13 protein-coding genes and 1 pseudogene are annotated in these 21,314 nt (G+C 74.4%); 8 read left to right on the top strand and 6 right to left on the bottom strand.

Annotated features, from left to right (window positions below; translation table 11 throughout):
* Nucleotides 1-65: 65 nt before the first annotated feature.
* From K7G61_RS28905 to K7G61_RS28895, 3 genes and pseudogenes are all read left to right on the top strand, one after another.
* Nucleotides 66-611, top strand: a pseudogene (locus K7G61_RS28905) (DUF5753 domain-containing protein); the annotation flags it as partial.
* Nucleotides 608-853: a DUF397 domain-containing protein gene (locus K7G61_RS28900; protein WP_225849964.1), complete on the top strand. Its 246-nt coding sequence runs from the start codon at nt 608-610 to the stop codon at nt 851-853. The pseudogene K7G61_RS28905 and the gene K7G61_RS28900, both read left to right, overlap by 4 nt.
* A gap of 764 nt (nt 854-1,617) precedes the next feature.
* Nucleotides 1,618-3,843, top strand: coding sequence for a cellulose binding domain-containing protein (locus K7G61_RS28895; protein WP_225849969.1), 2,226 nt, complete (start codon nt 1,618-1,620; stop codon nt 3,841-3,843).
* Nucleotides 3,844-4,048: 205 nt separating this feature from the next.
* On the opposite strand, the gene K7G61_RS28890 is transcribed toward K7G61_RS28895, so the two are convergent.
* On the bottom strand, nt 4,049-5,266 hold the full coding sequence (locus K7G61_RS28890) for an ROK family transcriptional regulator (RefSeq protein ID WP_225849963.1): 1,218 nt from the start codon (nt 5,264-5,266) through the stop codon (nt 4,049-4,051).
* A 468-nt stretch (nt 5,267-5,734) separates the two neighbouring features.
* On the opposite strand from K7G61_RS28890, the gene K7G61_RS28885 reads away from it, so the two are divergent.
* Complete coding sequence (locus K7G61_RS28885; protein WP_225849962.1) at nt 5,735-6,841, top strand: hypothetical protein; 1,107 nt, start codon at nt 5,735-5,737, stop codon at nt 6,839-6,841.
* 256 nt (nt 6,842-7,097) lie between these two features.
* On the opposite strand, the gene K7G61_RS28880 is transcribed toward K7G61_RS28885, so the two are convergent.
* Entirely contained in the window at nt 7,098-9,875 is a 2,778-nt protein-coding gene (locus K7G61_RS28880) for an AAA family ATPase (RefSeq protein ID WP_225849961.1), read from the bottom strand.
* Between the two features lie 214 nt (nt 9,876-10,089).
* On the bottom strand, nt 10,090-10,551 hold the full coding sequence (locus K7G61_RS28875) for an SsgA family sporulation/cell division regulator (protein ID WP_225849960.1): 462 nt from the start codon (nt 10,549-10,551) through the stop codon (nt 10,090-10,092).
* A gap of 512 nt (nt 10,552-11,063) precedes the next feature.
* Here K7G61_RS28875 and K7G61_RS28870 point away from each other — a divergent pair.
* Nucleotides 11,064-12,089 (top strand): alcohol dehydrogenase, encoded by a 1,026-nt coding sequence (locus K7G61_RS28870; RefSeq protein ID WP_225849959.1) that lies wholly within the window; start codon nt 11,064-11,066, stop codon nt 12,087-12,089.
* Nucleotides 12,090-12,208: 119 nt separating this feature from the next.
* On the opposite strand, the gene K7G61_RS28865 is transcribed toward K7G61_RS28870, so the two are convergent.
* Nucleotides 12,209-12,562: a WhiB family transcriptional regulator gene (locus tag K7G61_RS28865; protein ID WP_225849958.1), complete on the bottom strand. Its 354-nt coding sequence runs from the start codon at nt 12,560-12,562 to the stop codon at nt 12,209-12,211.
* Nucleotides 12,563-12,825: 263 nt separating this feature from the next.
* Here K7G61_RS28865 and K7G61_RS28860 point away from each other — a divergent pair, with 263 nt between their 5' ends.
* A complete protein-coding gene (locus K7G61_RS28860; RefSeq protein WP_225849957.1) occupies nt 12,826-15,600 on the top strand; it encodes an AAA family ATPase in 2,775 nt (924 codons plus the stop codon).
* Between the two features lie 57 nt (nt 15,601-15,657).
* Here the strand turns inward: K7G61_RS28860 and K7G61_RS28855 are convergent, their stop codons facing one another.
* Nucleotides 15,658-16,299 (bottom strand): MBL fold metallo-hydrolase, encoded by a 642-nt coding sequence (locus K7G61_RS28855; RefSeq protein ID WP_225849956.1) that lies wholly within the window; start codon nt 16,297-16,299, stop codon nt 15,658-15,660.
* Nucleotides 16,300-16,433: 134 nt separating this feature from the next.
* On the bottom strand, nt 16,434-16,694 hold the full coding sequence (locus tag K7G61_RS28850) for a hypothetical protein (RefSeq protein WP_225849955.1): 261 nt from the start codon (nt 16,692-16,694) through the stop codon (nt 16,434-16,436).
* A 519-nt stretch (nt 16,695-17,213) separates the two neighbouring features.
* Here K7G61_RS28850 and K7G61_RS28845 point away from each other — a divergent pair.
* Nucleotides 17,214-20,147, top strand: a complete 2,934-nt coding sequence (locus tag K7G61_RS28845; protein WP_225849954.1) for a LuxR family transcriptional regulator — start codon at nt 17,214-17,216, stop codon at nt 20,145-20,147.
* Between the two features lie 204 nt (nt 20,148-20,351).
* Nucleotides 20,352-21,119, top strand: a complete 768-nt coding sequence (locus tag K7G61_RS28840) for an SDR family oxidoreductase (RefSeq protein ID WP_225849953.1) — start codon at nt 20,352-20,354, stop codon at nt 21,117-21,119.
* Nucleotides 21,120-21,314: the final 195 nt, after the last annotated feature.

Here is a 21,314-nt window from a genome sequence, read left to right as displayed (position 1 = left end):
ACCGCCCTACTCAGGATCGGATTCCCTCCCCGCCTGAAGGCGGGGATTCCCTCCGAAGAAGAGGGATGGAGGGCCACGCGATCAGCCTCTACACGTACGACTGCCGGGTCGTACCCGGGCTGTTGCAGACAGAGGCGTACGCGAGGGCAGTGTCGCTGAGCGTTCCACCGCTGCCCGAGGAAGCCGTCCTGAACGAGCGGGTCGCCGCACGGCTCGCGCGGCAAGAATTGCTGTCCGTCCGGCGCACGCCGCTCTGCTCGTTCAGCTTCATCATCGAGGAGGCCGTGCTGGAACGGCGTACCGGCGGTACCGAGGTCACGAGCGAGTTGCTGGACCACCTGCTCGACGTGGACGAGCGGCACTGGAACGTCGAGGTGCAGGTCATGCCGCTCCGTCGCCCCACGCACGCGGGCCTGGACGGACCCATCGCCCTCCTGGAGACCCCCGACAACCACTGGTTCGCGTACTCGGAAGGCCAGAAGAACGGCCGTCTCATCTCTGACCCGAAAGAGATCAGCGTCCTCCACCAGCGGTATGCAAAACTGCGCTCGCAGGCCCTCACCCCCGAGGACTCCAGCAGCCTGTTGAAGCGAATGCGAGGATCGCTATGACCACGACCGATCCGGCCTGGTTCAAGAGCAGCTACAGCGGCTCAGAAGGCGACAACTGCATCGAGGTGGCCGTCTCCTGGTTCAAGAGCAGCTACAGCGGTTCGGACGGCGGCGACTGCGTCGAGGTCGCGACCTGCCCCGGCACCGTCCACGTGCGCGACTCGAAGGACAAGGAGGGGCCGCGGCTCGCCTTCTCCCCCGCCGAGTGGGCCACCTTCGTGGAGTTCGCGGCCGCGCTCTGAGCCGGCCCGGCCGTGCTTCGCCGCTCACGCGGGGGCAGGGTACGGTCGTTCCCCGCCTGCCTCCCCTGAGCCGCCCGCGGCCGGCGAGCGGCCCGCGTCCCGCCGGCCGGGGCCACCGCGATGGGCCGCGGCCCACCGCTCGCACCTCACGCGCTCTTGACGATCGCGCCTCCTGTTGCCACGCTCCCCTTCGATACGACAGGTATCGGGCCTCCCCTTCCGACAACCTCCGCCCCCCACACCGGGCGCTTGAATTGTGAGCGCTCACAAGGATGGTTTGGATGCTTACGCCCCATATGACGAGTGACGCTCGCTCCCCTGGAGGCGCCGGCGGCGCCGGGCGCCGGCCACGCGGTCCGGCGGCGGCCTGACAGGTCGGGGGCCGAACCACCGCCTCACCCCCCATCCGCGGTGCGGACCCCGGCGAACGCGCCGGGCCCCGGCCGCTCCACGAGCCCGTGCCCCCCGTACACCGGCATCGGGCCACACCTGCGTGGCACCACCGACGGCTCCCGCGCGTACCGGCGCTCGTCACCGGTACGGGCACGCCGGCCGTGGTGGCCGCCCAGGCCGGCCACCGGCAAGGCGGCGTACCCCACGTGCGCCGGCGGCCCGCGCCGGCCGGATCACCGAACCCCCCACAACAGGCGTGGTCCCGCTCACCCGCCGCACGCCCGCGCAACGGCACACCCCGCGTCCACCGGGGTGCCGCGCGCGGCGCCGGCCGGGCGGGGTCCGTCCGGAAGGAGATCGACGTGCGCCCCATGGAAGGCACGAAAGGCACGACGGGCAGGAGAGGCACGAGGACGGACCGGAGACGAGGGGCGGCCCTGACGCTGGGCCTGCTCCTGACCGGCGCCGCGGCGCTCGGCGGCGTCGCCGTGACGCCCGCGGCCGCGGCGAACGCGAAGGCGGCCCCGGCCGCCAAGGCCGCCGCCGCCGCCTCGACGGCCACCGTGACCGTGAACGGCACCGCGGGGCTCGGCACCTTCCCCGCGGAAGGCGTCGGCCTGAACACCGCCGTCTACGACGGCTACATGAACGACACGCCCATCCCCGGCCTGCTCAAGGCCGCGGGGATCGGCGCGCTGCGCTACCCGGGCGGCTCGTACTCGGACATCTACAACTGGCAGACGCAGACCGCCGTGGCCGGCGGCTACATCGCGCCGGGCACGTCCTTCAGCCAGTTCGCCGCCACCGCGAAGGCCGCGAACGCCCAGTCGGTGATCACCGTCAACTACGGCAGCGGCACCACCGCGCTGGCCTCCGCGTGGGTGCAGCAGGCCGCGGCCGACAACGTCGCCGTGAAGTACTGGGAGGTCGGCAACGAGATCTACGGCAACGGCACCTACGGCGCCAACTGGGAGACCGACAGCCACTGCAAGTCCACGCTGAACGGCAGCGCGGTCACCATCGGCAACGAGCCGTCGCAGACGTACAACTGCGGCCCGACCGAGTACGCCCAGAACGTCCTCGCCTACAACTCGGCGATCAAGGCGGTCAGTTCGACCGCCCACGTCTGCGCGGTGCTCACCACACCGGGTTACTGGCCGGACAACGTGACCAACTCGGAGTACCCGCAGTCCTGGAACCAGACCGTGCTCTCGGCGCTGAAGTCCAAGACCGACTGCGTCATCGTGCACTACTACCCGGCCCAGAGCACCGATTCCGCGGCGACCATGCTGGGCAGGCCGAGCGACATCCCCGGCATCGTCTCGACCCTGCGTTCCGAGATCCAGCAGTACGCCGGCGTGAACCCCTCCAACGTGCCGATCGTGGTCACCGAGACGAACTCGTCGGTGGACTCGGACACCCAGCCCGGCGGGCTCTTCGCTGCGGACATGTACATGTCCTGGCTGGAGAACGGGGTCAGCAACGTCGACTGGTGGGACGAGCACAACGGGCCCACCACCCCGAGCACCGTGGGCGGCGCCCAGGACTACGGCGACTACGGCATGTTCGCCAACGGCGCCAACAGCAGCGGAGTCACCGAACCGGCCGTCGACACCCCGTTCGCCCCCTACTACGCCGTGGAGATGCTCTCCAAGCTCGGCGGCGCGGGCGACACGATGGTCATCGCCTCGTCCAGCAACTCGCTGGTGAAGGCGCACGCGGTGCGCCACGGCGGCAACCTCGACATCCTGATCGACAACGAGGACCCGACGAACTCGTACACCGTCAACCTCGGCTACAACAACTTCACCCCGACCGGCGGACCGACCGTCTACACCCTCGGCAACAACGCCAACAAGATCACCAGCACCACGCAGACCTCGACCTCGGCCGTCACGGTCGCCCCGTACAGCCTGACCGTCCTGCAGGTGCCGGGCAGCGGCGGCACCGGGACCACCGCCCCCGGCGCGCCCGGGCAGCCGACCGTGTCGAACCTGTCCTCCAGCACCTCGGGCGCGAACACCGGTACGGGCACCCTGAGCTGGCCCGCGTCGACGGCCGGCACCTACCCCGTCGCCAACTACCAGCTCTACCGGCTCGGCAGCGGCGGGAGCAGCACGCTGGTCGGCAGCCCGACCGGCACCACGTGGCCGCTCAGCGGCCTGACCATCGGCGCGAGCTACACCTATGACGTGGTCGCGGTCGACACGCACGGCAACCCGTCACTGCCCTCGGCGCCGCTCACCTTCACCGTACCGCCGCCCGCCGACAGCAGTTGCGCGGTCCACTACGCCATCAGCAGCAGTTGGTCGGGCGGTTTCGGCGCGAACATCACGATGACCAACAGGGCCGCCACCCCGATCAACGGCTGGAAGCTGACCTTCACCTTCCCCGCCGCCGGTGAGGCGGTGCAGTCCGGCTGGAACGGCACCTGGACCCAGAGCGGGCAGGACGTCACCGTCACCAGCGCCGACTGGAACGGCACCATCGCCGCGAACGGCGGATCGGTCAGCGTCGGCTTCAACGGCGTCGACACGGGCCTGGCAACGGCACCGACCAGCTTCTCCCTCAACGGCACCATCTGCTCGAACGTCTGACACCGGCTGACACCGTCGGACACCGGTCGGCACCGTCCGACAGGGAAGTACGGCGCGCGGGCGGGGGTGGGCGCACATGCCCGCCCCCGCCCGCACGACCTCGTACGGGTGCCGGGGCCACCACCGGTCGTGCCCGGCCGCCACCGGCCGCCCGCCACGGGCAGAGCACCTTCGCTGACCGTGCCAGCCGGCGCGAGGGCCGGCTCTAGGAAGCCGCGCGCATGCGTTCGGCGAGGGCCGCGGGGGAACGGGCCAGAATCAGGGCCGCGGCGCCCAGGACTTCGGCGCGGTCGCCGAGCACTCCGGTGATGACCTTGGCCGTGGTGGCCGCGCCGACGAGGCTGTGCCGGTGGACGGTGGCGCGGATCGGGTCCAGCAACGCCTCGCCCGCCGCGGCCAGTTCGCCGCCGACGACCACGAGTTCGGGGTTGAGGACGTTCACGACCGCCGACAGGGCGAACCCGACGGCCTCACCGGCGTCGGCCACGGCCCGCAGCGCCCGCCGGTCGCCGGCCGCGATCAGGCCGGGCAACTGGTCGCCGGCCGGCCGGTCGATGACGTGCTCCAGTTGCCGCGCCACCGCGACAGGGCTCGCGACCGTCTCCAGGCACCCCCGGTTGCCGCACCGGCAGATCAGGCCGTCGGGCCTGACGCAGACGTGCCCGATCTCACCGGCGATGCCGCGGGCGCCGCGGTAGGGCTGCCCGGCGAGGATGAGCCCGCCGCCCACGCCGGCCGACAGCCGGATGTAGATCATGTCGTCGACGCCCCGGCCGGCGCCGAAGACGTTCTCGCCGAGGGCGCCGGCGTCGGCATCGTTGGCCAGTTGTACGGACACGCCGAGCCGCTCCCGCATCTCGGCGGCCGGGACGACGCCCTGCCAGCCCGGGAGGATGCCGTCCGCCCTGACCTCGCCGGTGCCCGGGTCGATCGGCGCGGCCAGCCCGATGCCGGCGCCGAGCACCCGCTGCGGGGCGACCCCCGCGTCCCGCAGCGCCCGCCGGACCAGGTCGTTCGCGAGGTCCAGCGTCGCCGACGGCGCCTCGTCGACCTGGGCCGCCGACCACTGCTCGGCGACCGGTTCGCCGGCCAGGTCGCAGATGATCACGCGGACGTGCTGGTGGCCGATGTCGATGCCGATGGCGAACCCCGCGCCGGGCACGAGGGACAGCAGCGTGGGCCGTCGTCCGGTGCCGCGGCGGCGCTGCTCCTCCTCGGGGGCCTCGTACTCGCGGATCAGCTCGGCGCGGTCGAGTTCCTCGGCCACGGTCGACACGGTGCCGCGCGACAGTCCGGTCCGCCGGGCGATGTCGGTGCGGCTGCAGCCCGGATGGAGGTAGATCGACTCGATCACCCGCAGCCGGTTGAGGTCCCGCACGCCGAGCGACGGCGGTGGGGGCGGCACGCCCACTGGCTGGTTCACGGGGAGAAGGGTAGTTCACGGCCGATTCCGGGGGCGCCCCCGCGAAGGCGGCGTCACGGCACGGCGCGGACACCTCGGCGGACACCGCGGCGGGCACCTCGGCGGGCACCTCGGCGGGCACCTCGGCGGACTCAGGGTCCGGGCCCGCGCCCCACGCGTCCTTCACGGCAAGGATCCGCACAATTGAAGACTCTGGGAGCACTCTGAGCGCGGCTTTCTTTCAACTTTTGCCTCAACAACTCCTGGTCGGACGTCATAACCGTTGACCCGGCAACAAAGTTGCGCGTAACGTCCCCGCCGCCGGTCTCAACGAAGCGAAGGTGAGCCATGCGGAATGGTCGTGATTCGCGGTGGAGCGCATCCACCGATGGACGGCAAGCAGACGGTGCGGAAGGTGCGGATGGCGGGGACGGCGGGACGGCGCGCCTGAGACGCCGTGCGCTCCTCGGGGCGGGGGGAGCCGCGGCCGTGGCCCTGTCCCTGGGCAGCGCGGGAGCCGCGGTCGCGGCGCCGGCGGACTCCGGAAGGCCGCGGGGCGAGGTCCCGTTCGGTCCGGTCACGGTGGCCGACCCGAACCCGGGCGGATCGTACGCGCGAGCCGTGCGGCTCAGCGAGGGGCGGCCGGGCGGGTCGCGGACGCTGCTGGCGACGTACCAGCAGTTCGCGCAGCCGGGCGGGTTCCCGGTCCACCGCAGCGACGACGACGGCCGCACCTGGCGTCCGTGGAGCAACGTGCCGGCGGGCGGCGAGGCCGGACGGGTCTGGCTGCAGCCGTACCTGTACGAGCTGCCGCGCGCCTTCGGCGGCCTCCCGAAGGGCGCCCTGCTGTGCGCCGGCAACTCACTGGACTCCTCCAGTACGCGGATCGTGCTGTACGCGAGCGTCGACCGCGGCCTGACCTGGACGTTCCTCAGCACGGTGGCCGAGGGCGGCCCGCCCAACCCGACGAACGGCAACACACCCGTGTGGGAGCCGTTCCTGCTGCTGCACCGCGACAAGCTCGTCTGCTACTACTCCGACCAGCGCGACCCGAAGTACGGCCAGAAGCTGGCCCACCAGACCAGCCGGGACCTGCGGCACTGGGGCCCGGTCGTCGACGACGCCGTGGGCGACGTCTACGCCGAGCGGCCGGGCATGATCACCGTCGCGCAGGTGGCGCACAGCCTGTGGATCATGACCTACGAGTACGGCGTCTCGGACACCTACTACCCCATGCGCTACAAGCTGGCCCGGGACCCGGAGAAGTTCGGCGAGTCCCCGGCGATCGCACTCCTCGACCAGGACGGGTACGCCCCCTCGGCCGCCCCGACCGTGGTGTGGTCGGACTCCGGCGGCCCCATGGGCACGATCGTCGTCAGCGCCAACAGCGACGCCGACTTCTTCGTCAACCGGCACCTCGGTGACCCCAGCAAGTGGACCCGGCTGACCTCGCCGATGCCCAGGGGCTACAGCCGGTTCACCATCCCGCTGACGAGCCCGGGATCGTGGCGCCGCCCCGGTCTCGTCTTCGTCGTGACCGGCGCGCCCTACGCCGAACAGGCCCCGATCCAGGCCGGCGTCATAGCGCTGGACTGACCGCCGGCCGGCCCGGTCCGGCCGCGGATCCGGGCAGGGCACGCCCGCTCCCGGGGCGCCACCGGCGTCCCGGGCCGCGCGTGCCCTGCCCGCCGTGGCGACGGCCGTCACGTCCTGGCCGGCCCCGGGTCGCTCGGGTGCCGGCTCAGCGGCGTCGTCCGCGTGGACAGCCGCGGTGCCGGGGGGAGCGAGCCGAGGACGTGTGACGTGTGCGGCCGCTTCCGGCGTCGCGCCCGCCCGGGGCCCTCGCGCCCGGCTACCCGGCCGTGGCCTCGTACTCGCTGACGGGCAGGGCGGTGCGCAACTGCCGCCGGGAGGTGATCGCGAGCTTGGTGAAGACCTTGCGCAGGTGCCACTCGACCGTCCGCGGGCTCAGGAAGAGCCGGGCCGCGACCTCCGAGTTGGAGAAGCCGTCCCGCGCGAGCAGGGCGATCTGCCGCTCCTGCTCCGTCAGTTCGTCGCTCGACGGCGCCGCGGGCCCGCGCTTGCCGACCGCCTCGCCGGAGACGAGCAGCTCCCGGCGGGCACGCTCGGCGAACGCCTCCATCCCGATGGAGACGAACATCCCGTAGGCGGCGTGCAGGTGCTCCTGCGCCTCGGCCCGCCGCCGCTCACGCCGCAGCCACTCGCCGTACAGCAGGTGGGCGCGGGCGAGTTCCGGGCGCAGCCGCGTGCGGCCGAAGCGCTCGACCGCCTCGCGGTAGAGGTCCTCCGCGGCGGCGCCCTCGCTCAGCAGCGCCCGGGAGCGGGCCAGGATGCCCCGCGCCCAGTCGGTGTCGCACATCCCGGCGGCGTCCACCAGCCCCTGGAGCGCCTCGCGGGCGACCGTCTCCTCCCCGACGCGGGACGCCGCTTCGACGAGTTCGGGCAGCACCCACATGGCGACGAACGCCTGGTCGATCCGCCTGATGGTGCGCGCCGCGGGCAGCGCGCGCTCGTACCGGCCCAGGCCGTTGTAGAGGACGGCGGCGGCCCAGTGCGCGCACGTGACCGCGTTCGTCTGGCCGTCCGCGGACGCCCACTCGATGGTGTCGGCGATCAGGTCGGCGGCCTCGGTCTCCTTGCCCTGCACGGCCGTGAGCAGGAGCTTGGTGTGCTGCGCGATGGGCATGCCCGTCGCCGCGGCCACGGCCTCGGATTCGGCGACGATCGCGGTGGCGGCGGCGAGGTCGCCGGCCATGACGGTGGAGATCCCCAGCGACGCGAGGTAGATGGGCAGTTCCGTCAGGGCTCCGGCGGAGCGCGCCACCTCGACCGCCCTGGCGTAGGTCTCGTGCATGACCCGGTCGTCCCACAGGGCGCAGCTCACCCCGCAGGTCGCCCAGCCCCAGGCCAGGAGGTCCTGCGCGGGATAGTCCACGAGGGCGGGCATCACCTTGCGGAACGTGGGGAGTGCGGCGTTGTAGCCCTCGGTGACCAGCAGCGCGTAGCCCTCCAGGACGAGGTCGAGGGTGCCGGGACCGCCGTCGGGAGCCGGAAGCTCCCGCACCGCCCGGGAGATCTCCGTGAGCACGTCCCCGTCCGAGGCGGCGAACGTCGCCGTGGCCCACGCGACGAGATAGGTCTCCCGCGCCAGCTTCATGTCGAACCGCTCCAGGCGCCGGGCGGCCGCCAGCAGCATCGGCGGCGCCTGGTCGTTGAAGCCGGCGGCGAAGGTGATGCGGCTGCGCAGCAGATACGCCCGGGCGCGCTGGAACTCCTCCTCCGCGTCCCGCTCGGCGGCGGCGAGGAGTTCCCGCGCGGCGTCCAGGTCGCCCGCCCGGAAGGCGGCGTTCGCGGCCGCCAGGGCGCGCTCGGCACGCCGCGCGGTGTCGACGGTCAGCGCGGCGGAGCGGCGCAGGAAGGCCGCGGCGGCGGCCGGCCCGCCACGGGCCTGGGCGCGGTCGGCGGACCGTTCGAGCTCCGCCGCGACGCTCTCGTCGGGTGCGGCCGCCGCGGACGCGAGGTGCCAGGCACGGCGGTCCGGGTCGGTGTGCGGGTCGGTGGCCTCCGCCAGCGCCTTGTGCACCGCCCTGCGTTCGTCCGCCCTCGCCGACCGGTACACGGCCGAGCGTACGAGGGGGTGGCGGAAGATCACCCGCGCGCCGAACGACAGCAGCCCGTCGGTGCCGTCCACCAGCGCCGTCTCCGGCCTGGCGCCGAGCCGGCTGGCCGCCTGCCAGACCAGGGCGGGGTCACCGGTCGGCTCGGCGGCGGCGACCAGCAGCAGCAGCCGGGTCTGGTCGGGCAGGTCGGCGATCCGGGCCAGGAAGCTCTCCTCGATCCGGGCCGGCAGCATGTCGGCGTGCGGCAGGCCGAAGCCACCCGCGAGCTGCGTCACGCTCAGCCCGCGCGGCAGTTCCAGCAGGGCCAGCGGATTGCCCCTCGTCTCGGCCACGAACCGGTCACGGACGCGCTGGTCGAGGCGGACACGCGTCACCGAGTCCAGCAGCGCGTGGGCGTCGGCGTCACGCAGCCCGGTGACCGCCAGGTCGGGCAGTCCGAGCAGGTCCCGGGGCCGCTCGCGGGCTCCGAAGAGCAGGCCCATCGACTCCGCCTGCGAACGCCGGGCGACGAAGCCCAGCACTTGCGCCGAGGCGTGGTCCATCCACTGCGCGTCGTCGACCACGCACAGCAGCGGACGCTCCTCCGCGGTGTCCGACAGCAGGCTCAGCACCCCCAGGGCGACCAGGAAGCGCTCCGGCGCGGGCGCCGCGCGCATGCCGAACACCGTCTCCAGTGCCTCGCGCTGCGGCGCGGGGAGGCGCTTCGCGCGGTCCAGCAGCGGCGAGCAGAAATGGTGCAGGGTCGCGAAGGGCAGCTCCATCTCGGACTCCACGCCGACGGCGCGCAGCACCCGCATGTCCGTCGCCGACCGCTCCGCGTACTCCAGCAGCGCCGACTTGCCGACCCCGGGCGTGCCGTGCAGGACGAGCACCCCGCTCTCGCCGGAGCGGACGTTGGCTATCAGCTCGTCCAGGAGGGCGCATTCCGGTCCGCGCCCGACCAGGCCGGTCCCCCGCCCGTGCCCAGGACCGTCCACCGGATGTGTCACGATCGCCCCATCGCCGTCGCCGCCAGCCGCCCTCCCCGCACGTTACCTCAGCCCCGGGGCGTCACCGCCTCCTCGGACGGGACCGTTCCCGCCGGGGCGGGCGCCGGGTTCGCCGCCGCCCCGGCGAGCGCGCTCCGCGCCCGGGAGCCGGCCGTTCCCGGGCGGCCTCGCGAACGCCCGTGCCGCGGCGTCACCGCACGCCGCGGACCCCGGCTCAGCCCACCCCCGGGGTGCCGAGGATCTCCGCGAGGAAGGCGTCCCAGTCCAGTGCCCGGCTCTCCGCCTCGGCCGGAACCGCCCGGTAGGTTGCCGCCAGCCACTCGGCCAGCGGCTCGACGGGCAGCTGGAACAGGGCGTTGACGCCGCCGGAGTGCAGCATGAGCCACGCCAGACCCGGCAGGTCCCGCGCCGGCCACACCTGCACGTCCTGCTCCCCGCTCCCCCGCGACAGGCCGCGGTGGAACAGCTCCCGGCCGATGCTCCAGGTCACGGATGCCCCGGGTCCCGGCATGAACGTGACGGCGATGACCATGGGCGTGTCCGGGTCGAAGCGGAACCGCGCCCGTACGGGGTGGGTCGTGTCGTCGCCCAGCACGCGGCCGAGCCGCAAGGACAAGGCAGGCGGCCCCTCGTGCGCCGCCTCGCGTGCCCGAAGACCTGACTGATCACCGTTCATGGCGGGTGTCTCCTCCCGTTGCGCGAGCTGTTGTGCGAGCTGTGGCGCGAGCTGTTGTGCGAGGTCCTGGCCCCACTCTTGTGCACGGTGGCGTCCCGGAGCATCGGTCACCTGACGGGTGAGCCGGGGTGGGCACGGCGTCCGGGATGCCGGGAACCCCGGGCACGGCCGGTCCGGCCGGCCGGCGGTCCGACCTGCGCCTTCGGCGGTGACCGCCACCCGCCCCGGCCCGCGCACGGGGATCGGCCACCCTGCGCCATGTGACCGGCCCGGGCGGGCGGACGGAAGCCGGGTCCCGGGGCGGGCGCGACACGGGCGCCGGGGAAGTGCCGGAGAAATTCCGAGGAGTGCCGAGGAGTGCCGAGGAGTGCCGAGGAGGGGGCCGGAGAAGTGCCGTGGGAGGTGCCGGCAAGGCCCAAGCGCAGGTCGGACCCCCTTCGACGTGCGCGATGCGGTGGTTCGTGGTGAGCTGCGAATCGCAGCAGGTGGCATGTGAAGGGAGAGGGATCGTGATGAGTGAGACCTATCGAGCCGCACAGGTCGGCGTCGCCGGGGGACCGTTCGAGATCGTCGAACGGGAGGTGCTGCGGCCGGGCCGGGGGCATGTGCGGGTGTCCGTGGAGGCCTGCGGGATCTGCCACAGCGACGCCGGGATGGTGAACGGGGTCTTCCCCGGGCTGACGTTCCCGCTGGTCGCGGGGCACGAGATCGCGGGCCGCATCGCCGAGGTCGGCGAGGGCGTCCACAGCGGCTGGCAGGTGGGCGACCGGGTGGCGGTGGGGTGGTTCGGCGGAAGCTGCGGCCACTGCACGCCGTGCCGGCAGGGCGACTTCATCGTCTGCGACAACCTGAAGGTGCCCGGCTGGGCCTACGACGGCGGCTATGCCGAGAGCGCCATCGTGCCGGTCGACGCCCTGGCACGTATCCCCGACGGCCTGTCGGCGGTCGACGCCGCCCCGCTGGCCTGCGCGGGCGTGACCATGTTCGACGGCTTGCGGCGCAGCCCCGCCCGCCCGGGCGATCTCGTCGCCGTCCTCGGCATCGGCGGCCTCGGGCACCTCGGGGTCAGGTACGCGGTCGCGATGGGCTTCGAGACGGTGGCCATCGCCCGGGGCAAGGAGAAGGCGGAGCTGGCCGAGCACCTCGGCGCCCACCACTACATCGACAGCACCGCCGCCACCCCTGTCGCCGAAGCGCTCCAGGCCCTCGGCGGCGCCAAGGTCGTGATGGCGACGGCCGCCAGCTCCGAGGCCATCGCGGCCACCGTCGACGGCATGGCGCCGCGTGGCGAGCTCGTCGCCATCGGCGCGACGTTCGAGCCGATGGGCATCAACCCCTTGCAGCTGCTCCTGCGCGGCCGCGTCGTCCGCGGGCACCCCTCCGGGACCTCCCGGTCCGTGCAGGACACCATGGAGTTCAGCGCACGGCACGGGATCACGCCGATGAACGAGGTCATGCCGCTCAGCCGGATCAACGAGGCGTACCAGAGGATGATGTCCGGCGCCGCGCGCTTCCGGATGGTCCTCACCCGTGACTGAGGCGCTCGATCCTCGTCCCCGGCGTTCCGTCCGGGACATCCCGCTGAATTGACGGAGCCCCTCGTCACGGAAGTGCCGAACCCGTTCGGCACCCGGCGGCGAGGGGCTCCGCCGGCCGCTCAGTCCTTCGCGCCCGGTGTCCCGCGGGCGCGGGTGCTCCTCGACGTCAGGACAGGTCCGCGCCGATGACCGGCGGCAGCGGGGCCCGGCTCCGCGGCGGCGGGCGGCCGGCCGACCCGGTCGCCTTCGGTGAGGCCGCCCCACACCCCGTAGTCCTGCCGCGTCGCGAGGGCGAACCGCCCGCACGGCACGCGGACCGGGCACGACTCGCAGACCGCGCGTGCCCGCTCCTCACGCAGGTGCCGGGCCCGCCCGCGTTCGTAGGAGGGGGAGAAGAAGACGGTGACGTCCATTCCGCGGCAGGCGGCCTTCACCTGCCAGTCCCACAGGTCGGTCAGGGGCTTCAATCGCATTTTCACGGAAGACGACCTCCGGTACGTGGGCTCGGGGGCTCGGTGGTCCGCCGCCGCTCGGTGAGCGGCCGCGCGGAACGAGCTTGCGTCGGCGGGCCGGTCCGTCGAATCGGCCATATGACCGCATCGCACGTCGTGAGCCGCCCGCGGGACGCTCTGCCGGCCTCCGAACGGGGGCGTAGGCTTTTCGGCGGCGTCCTCGGGGGGTGCTTCGACGGGCCGTTTCGGGAAATCGAGGAGATGCGGTGCGCGATCCTGGGCCGGTGCGTTCCGCGGCAGCCGGCGACCTGGTGGGGCGGGAGAAATCGGTGGGTCTCCTGCGCACGTTCCTGGGCGCGGCCTCGGAAACGGGCGGGGCGCTTGTCCTGACCGGTGACGCGGGCATCGGCAAATCCGTGCTGCTGGACCGCGCCGCGCGGATGGCGCCGGCCGCCGGGGCGTCGGTGCTGCGCGGTGCCGGTGTCGAATTCGAGGCCGACGTCCCCTATTCCGGGCTGCACCAGGTCCTCCTGCCCCTCGAAGGCGAGCTGGACTCGCTCGGTCCCGGGCCGCGCGACGCCCTGGCGGTCGCGCTGGGGTTCGGCGTGGGCCCGGACCCGGACCGGACGCAGGTGTCCGAGGCGACGCTCGCCCTGTTCGGCCACGTCGCCGCCCGCCGGCCGCTGCTGGTCGTCGTGGACGACGTGCACTGGCTCGACCGGGCGAGCGCCGGTGTGCTGGGCTGGGTCGCCCAGCGGCTGGAGGGCAGCCGCGTCGGGTTCCTCGCGGCGGCCCGCCCGGCGGCCGACAGCCCCTTCGCACACATCGGCCTGCCCGAGCACGAGCTGCGCCCGCTCGACGACGAGGCGGCGGCGGACCTGCTGCGCGCCCGCTTCCCCGGCCTCGCGGCCGGCGTACGCGTGCGGTTGGTGGCCGAGGCGCAGGGCAATCCGCTGGCCCTGCTGGAGCTGGCCGGCGACGCGGCCGGCGGCGGGCCGGCCGCCGCGGACGCGTCGCAGCCGCAGTCCCCGCTGCGACGGGTCAGGACGGTGTTCGCCTCCCGGCTCGACGGCCTTCCGGCCGCCACGGTCCGCCTGGTGCTGCGCGCGGCCCTGGACGCCACCGGGGACCCGCGCATCCTGCTTTCCACCGGCCCGGGTTCACCCGGTCCCGGTGATCTGGAGCCCGCCGAGCGCGCCGGGCTGATCCGGATCGAGGAGAACCCGCGCCGCGTCGTCTTCGCCCACCCCCTGATCCGCTCGGCGGTGGTGGGACGGTCGACCAGCAGGGAGCGGCACGCCGCGCACCACGACCTCGCCGAACTCCTCGCGGACCATCCCGAGCGCCGGGCCTGGCACCTCGCCGAGGCGACGGTCGAGCCGGACGAGCGGGTGGCCGCGCTCCTCGACGACGTCGCCCGGCGTGTGCTCAGGCGCGGCGACGCCGTCGGAGCGGTCTCGGCACTCGTACGGGCCGCCGAGCTGAGTCCGCTCGGCGCCGACCGGAGCCGGCGGCTGTCCGAGGCCGCGTACATCGGCGCGGACGTCACGGGCGAGCTGCGCGGAACGCCGGAGATGCTGGCCGCCGCCCGCGCCGCAGACCCCGGCGACGACGCTCCGCTGCACACCGCGGTCTCCGCCGCGTACATCCTGCTCACCGGCGAGGGCGACATCGACACCGCCCACCACCTGCTGGTCGGGGCCCTGGAAGCCTTCTCGGCGCGGGGCGGCACGGACGAGCGGGTGGTGAACGAGGCGTTCCACACGCTGCTGCTGGTGTGCTTCTTCGGCGGGCGGCCCGCGCTGTGGGACCCGTTCCACGACATCCTCGCGCGGTCGGCCGGCGACGGCCTGGTGTCGCTGTGCATCAGCACGTTCTGCGATCCGGCCCGCACCGGCCAGGACGTGCTGGAGCGGCTCGACGGCCTGATCGCATCCTGCGAGGAGGAACTGGACCCGAGCCGGATCGTCTGGCTGTCCATCGCGGCGGTCTTCGTGGACCGGCTCTCGGGTCTGCGCCGGGCGCTGTGGCGCATCGTCCGCGACGGACGCCAGGGCGGCGCCGTCGGCTCGGCGATCAACTCGCTGATCCTGCTGGGCATCGACGACTTCCTGACCAGCAAGTGGGACGAGGCGCAGCAACTGCTCGACGAGGGCGTCCGGCTCTGCGACGAGCTCGGGTACCAGGTCATCGCGGTGCCGGGACGGTGGGGGCAGGCACTGCTGGCCGCCGTCCGGGGCGACTTCGCCGCCGCCGAGGAGCAGGCCGACGACATCACCCGGTGGGCGGCTCCCCGGGGCGTGCGGGTCGCCCAGGTCTACTCGTGGCACATCCGGACCCTGGTGGCGCTGGGGCGCGGTGACTACGAGGAGGCGTACCGGCATGCCGCGGCCATCAGCCCGGCGGGCCGGTTCGCGTTCCGCACCCCGATCGCGCTGTGGGTGGCCATGGACCTCGTCGAGGCGGCCGTCCGCAGCAACCGCCGGTCGGAGGCGGCGGCACACGTCGCCGCGATGCGCGAGACCGCGATCGCCTCCCTGTCGCCGCGGCTGGCGCTGCTCGCGGCGGGCTCGGCGGCCATGGCCGCCTCCGACAGCACCGCCACCGCGCTCTTCGAGGAGGCGCTGCGGACCCCCGGCGCCGAACGCTGGGCGTTCGAACTCGCCCGCGTGCGGCTGGCCTACGGCGAGCACCTGCGGCGCGCCCGGGCGATCATCGCCGCACGCGAGCAGCTCGGCCGGGCACGCGACGCCTTCCGGCGCATGGGCGCGCGGCCCTGGGCCGCCAGGGCCGAGAGCGAGCTGCTCGCCACCGGCCGGACCAGGTCGCAAGGGGAGCAGCTGGGGCCGGCGGCGCTCACGTCGAGGGAGCGCGAGATAGCGATGCTCGCGGCCTCCGGGCTGAGCAACAAGAAGATCGGGGAGCGGCTGAACCTGTCCTCCCGGACCGTCGGGGCCCACCTGCGGCACGTCTTCCAGAAACTCGACATCACGTCCCGGGGCGCGCTGCGTGACGCGCTCGGTCCGCTCTCCTCCCCGTCGACGGATCCGGCGGGATGACGGCCGCCCGGGTCCCGCCTTGGTGGGGCCGCGGCCCGGCGTGCCGGCGTCGCCCGCTCAGGCGTCGTCGATCGCGTCCATGGGATCCAGCCTGACGTACGTGCTGTTGATGCCGGGCCCGTGCTTGCCGAACAGACCGTCCGCCATCGCGACGCCCACGCCGTTGAGCGCGCTGTCGTGCACGGGCACGGCCCGCGCGGGGGCGATGTCCCGTACCCAGTCGATGAGTTCGGCGGTCCGGCACCAGGACGTGTGCACCGGCATCAGCAGGGTCTTGACCGGCCGGTCGGGCACGGTCAGCGCGTCCCCGGGATGGAACACGCTGCCGTCGACGAGGAAGCCGGTGTTCCTGACCGGCGGCATGTCCGGGTGCGTCGTGCCGTGCCAGGTGCCGAACGCCTCGACCTCGAAACCGGCGGCCGCGAAGACGTCGCCGTGGCCGACGACCTGGAGCCGGTCGCCCAGCCCGGTCAGCAGTTCCGCCACGGCCGGCACCGTCCACACCCGCAAGTTCCGGTTGGCCTCGGCCGCCGTGCGCACATGGGACTCGGCGAAGTGGTCGAAGTGCTCGTGCGTCACCAGGATCCCGTCCGCGTCCTCCACGGCCGCGTCCTCGGTGAGCGCCCCCGGATCGATGACCAGCCTCCCTCCGGGGCCTTCGAGCCGCACACACGCGTGGCCGAACTTCGTCAGCTTCACAGCTTCCCCCCAGCGCCCCGTCGCCCCGTCGCCCGCTGCCGGGACGCGGCCTCCTCGGCAGTCGTAGTCCGTGGTCATGGCGATTCAGCCCGGTCGTGGACTGCGCTGATCCTACGCCGCCGGGCGGGGATCCCTCAGGCCACCGGGGTGCGGCCGGCGCGCTCGCGGTGCGCGTGCGCGCACCTGAGGTACAGCGCGGACAGCTCGGCGTCCGACACGGCCGCCAGCACGGCCTCGGGGGACCGGCCCCCGCGTGCCGCCGCACGGCACACCGCCATGGCCAGTTCGCCGATCACGGCCTCCTCCGCGGGAGGGGCCGCGGCGCCGGCCGATCGGCGGTCGATGACCGAACGTTCCGTTCCGTGCGCCGGATCGCGCGTGTTCCTTGCCCTCACAGCGAACTCCTCCCAGGTGGTGCCGGCGCCCCGGCCGGTGGCCGTGACCGGCCGCGGCGGTGCCACCGGGACCCGGCGGACGCCACCGGTGTCCGCGGTCCCGGGACGGCACCGCGGGGAAAGCCGGTCACGGCGGGACCCCGCTCCGGAAGGGGCGGGGCACGCCGTCGTATCCCCAGCCTTCCACCGCTCGCGCCGCCCGGCATCGGTCATGTGACCGAGCCGGGGCGCGGTGGGGTCCGTGTAAGCGCCGTGCGGGGCGGCGCGGTGGGTGGGGTGAGGTGCGGTGGGGTGGGACGCGGGGCGACACGACGCACCTCCCCCGGCCGTCCGGCCCCACGCGACGTACCACCCCCCCGGCCGCGCGGCCCCACCCGCCAAGCCGCCCTCGCACGCGCCACGCCGTCCCCCCGCCGCGCAGCCATATGGCCGATGCAGCCGGCCCCCGCGCGCCGACATGGTGGAGGCATTCTCCCGCCGGCCGCGGCGCAGGAGTACCCAGCGACGTACGGAGACCCCATGGCACTCGGCTTCCCCGCGTACGCGGACGACGCGGAGTTCGCCCGCCTGACCGGCCCGCCCGGGCCGCCCGTCGAGCTGTACGGACGGCGACGCGAGTGGGTCCTGCTGGACGGGCTCTTGGAGGGGGCGGGCGGCGGGCGCAGCGCGGCAGTGGTGGTGCGCGGCGGGGCGGGCGTGGGCAAGACCGCGCTGGTCGAGCACGCGCTGGTCGAGCACGCGCTGCGCGCCGCGGCACAGGAGTTCGCCGTCGTGCGGGCCGCGGGTGTGCGGGCGGAGCGGGATGTCGGGTACGCCGCCCTGCACCAGCTGTGCGGACCCCTGCTCCCCCGCCTCGACCGCCTGCCCGGCCCCGAGCGCGGCGCCCTCGGGATCGTCCTCGGCCTGCGGGCGGGTCCCGCCCCCGACCGCCTCGCGGTCGGGGCGGCCGTGCCGGCGCTGCTGTCCGCGGCGGCCGGCGACGGCCTCGTGTGCGTGATCGACGACGCGCAGTGGCTCGACCGGCCCTCGGCCCAGGCACTCGCCTTCGCGGCCCGCCGGCTGCGCCCGGGGCCGGTGCTCATGGTGATCGTCACCCGCGAGCAGCGCCTGGAGTTCCACGGGCTGCCCGAACTCGTGGTCGGCGGCCTGCCGGACGCCGACGCGCGGGGACTGCTGGACGCCCTGGTGCGCCGGCCGCTGGACGCGCTGGTGCGTGAGCGGTTCCTGGCCGAGGCGCGCGGCAACCCGCTCGCCCTGCTGGAGCTGTCGCGCGGGCTCACCGCGGAACTCGCCAGCGGTTACCAGACGCCGGGCACGCCGCCGCCCGGCCCGCACGAGGCCGAACCGGGACTCCAGCGGCGGGTCGCGTACCTGCCGGAACCGAGCCGGCGCCTGCTCCTGCTCGCCGCGGCCGACCCGACGGGGGACGCGGCACTGGTGTGGCGGGCGGCCGCGCGGCTGGGCATCACGCCCGACGCGGCGGTGCCGGTTGCCGAGGCCGGTCTGCTCACGTTCGGGGCCATGGTCCGCTTCGAGCACCCCGCGATCCGGTCGGCGGTGTACGGGGCGGCGCCGCTCGCCGTCCGGCAGGAGATCCACCGGGCGCTGGCGGAGGCCACCGACCGGCGCAGCGCGCCCGACCGCCGTGCCTGGCACCGGGCCCTTGCCACCTCGGGGCCCGACGACGAGGTCGCCGCGGAGCTGGAGCACGCGGCCGGCCGGGCGCGGGCGGACGGCAACCTGGTCGCGGCAGCCGTCCTGCTGGAGCGCGCCGCGACCCTGACGCCCGATCCGGTACGCCGGGTCGAACGGGCACTGGCGGCGGCCCAGTACACGATCCTCACGGGCGCCCACGCCCGGGCACGCAGGCTGCTGGCCCTGGCCGAAGCCGGTTCCGCGGGGCCGTCGCAGCGGGCCCGCGCCCGGCGGCTGCGCGCCCGTCTGGCACCGGCTTCGGAGTGCGGCGGCGACACGCCCCTGGTGCTGCTCAAGGCCGCGCGGCAGGTGGAGGAGAGCGACTCCGGACTCGCCCGCGCGACGTACCTGGACGCGCTGACCGCCGCGATGGCCGCCGGGCGGCTCGCCGGTGAGGGCTGGTCCGCGGCGGAGGTGTCACGGGCGGCGCGCGGCGCCCCGCGGCCGGCGGACCCGTCGGCGTCCGATCTGCTGCTGGACGGCCTGACGGGGCATGTCACGCACGGGTACGCGGCCGGCGCCCCCCTCCTGCGCAAGGCCCTGGACGCCTTCGGCCGCGGCATGCCCCTGGAGGAGGAACTGCCGCGGCTGTGGCCGGCCTGCCTCGCGGCGATGCACCTGTGGGACGACCGCGCCTGGGACGCGCTGTCCCTGCGGTACGTCACGCTCGCCCGCGGCGCGGGCGCGCTCGGCGAGCTGCGGCCGGCGCTCGGCATGCGGTCCCTGGCGCTGCTGCTGTCCGGCGGGGCCGGCGGGTCGGGCGGATCCGGCGCGGCGGCGGGCGGGCGGGAGCAGGCGACGGCGGAGCCGGAGGACGGCGGCTTCCCTTCGTACGGCGCGCTGGGCCGTCTCGCGCTGCGGGCCGAGGAGGACAGGGCGCTGGCACTGATCGGCGCCATGGGCGAGTACGCGGTGACGGCCGGCCAGGGAACCGTGATCACCTTCACGAAGTGGGCCGAGGCCGTGCTCTGCAACGGCATCGGGAGCTACGACCGGGCGCTGGCGGCGGCGCGGGAGGGTGACGCGTACCCGCACGAGGTGGGTGTCTCCTCGTGGCTGCTGGCCGAGTCGGTCGAGGCCGCCGCGCGGAGCGGGGCGCCGGGACGCGCGGCGAGCGCCCTCGCGCGCCTTTCGGAGGCGGCCCGGGCCGGCGGCACCGACTGGGCCCTGGGGGTCGAGGCCCGGTCGCGGGCGCTGCTGAGCGAGGGCGACACCGCCGAGCGGCTGTTCCGGGAGGCGGTCGACCGGCTCGGCCGTACCCGGGTGCGGGTGGAACTGGCCCGGGCCCACCTGCTCTACGGCGAGTGGCTGCGCCGGGAGGGCCGCCGTACGCACGCGCGCGAACAGCTGCGCCTGTCGCACGAGATGCTGACCGCCATGGGCGCGGAAGGCTTCGCCGAGCGCGCCAGGCGGGAACTGCTCGCCACGGGCGAGACGGTACGCAAGCGCACGCCCGACACGGCGACGCAGCTCACCGCCCAGGAGGCCCAGATCGCCGGGCTCGCCTGCGACGGGCTGTCCAACCCGGAGATCAGCGTGCGTCTCTTCATCAGCCCGCGCACGGTGGAATGGCATCTCGGCAAGGTGTTCACCAAGCTCGGGATCACCTCCCGCAAGCAGTTGCGGACCGCCCTGCAGACCGCCGCCCGGCCCGGCCGCCCTCATCGGCGCGTACTGCGGGCGGCCGCTCCTTCGGCGTCCGGGCCGGGCGTCCGGCACGGTTCCCCGCAGTTCCCGCCGACGGTCCGCCCCGCGTGACCCGCGCGCCCGGGAACCAGGGACTTTCCCTGGTTCGTGCGGGCCCCCGTACGGACAAGTCTGGGGCCATGGCGAGCGCCGCGTGGGAAGAACGCATGGCCGGGGCATGAGTCCACGGTCGGCTCACCGGTGTGCGCCCTGTGCGGTGGCCGGCCAGGGCACGCGGGCACGTTGGTGGCTTCGGAGCGAGGGAGTTCAGTCGGTATGACGGAGAAGGCGTTGGACGGAGCCGTCGCTCTCGTGACGGGCGCCAGCAGCGGCATCGGCGCCGCGACCGCCCTCCGGCTCTCCCGGGAAGGCGCCAGCGTCGCCCTGCTCGCGCGCCGCGGCGCGCGGCTGCGGCAGGTCTCGGACGAGATAGCGGCACTCGGCGGGGACGTCTTCCTCATCGCGGCGGACATCACGGAGCCGGGGCGCGCGTCCTCGGCCGTGCAGGACACCCTGAACCGGTTCGGCCGCCTGGACATCCTGGTCAACAACGCGGCGGTGATGCTGCTCGGCACCGCTCTGCACACCAGGATCGAGGAATGGGACCGCATGGTCGCGCTCAACGTGGCCGCGGTCCTGCACATGACGCACGCCGCCGTTCCGTACCTGATCGACGCCGCCGCGACGTCCCCGCGCCAGGTCGCCGACATCGTGAACATCACCTCGGCGTCCGGCCGGACCGCCAGGCCGGGGAGCAGCGTGTACGACATGACCAAGTCCGGCCTGCACAGTTTCAGTGAGTCCCTGCGCCAGGAACTGATCGTGGAGGGGGTGCGGGTCGGCCTGGTCCGGCCCGGCGCGGTGCGCACGGAACTCATGGACCACGTGAGCGACGCCTCCGCGGACGTCGCCGCCTGGCAGACGGACGGCACCGAGCCGCTGCGTGCCGGGGACGTCGCGGACGCGATCGGCTACGCCGTGACGCGCGACCGGCGGGTGGCGATCAACGAGATCGTGCTTCGCGGCGGCGAACGGAACTGGTAGCCGCGCTCCCATGCGCTTCGTGCGCCGACGCGCACCGTCATGCCTCATGCGCCGACGCGCACCGTCCGGCGGCCGGCCCGGGTGGGCCGGCTTTCGCGTGCGGCCGCGTCCGCGGCATCTCCGCGGCCGGTTCCGCCGCGACCGGTCCCGCCACGGCCGATCCCGCCACGGCCGATCCCGCCACGGCCGATCCCG

Origin of the sequence: Streptomyces sp. HPF1205, assembly GCF_020400825.1 — a bacterium.
Lineage (GTDB): Bacteria > Actinomycetota > Actinomycetes > Streptomycetales > Streptomycetaceae > Actinacidiphila.
This window is presented reverse-complemented; position numbering and strand designations above follow the sequence as displayed.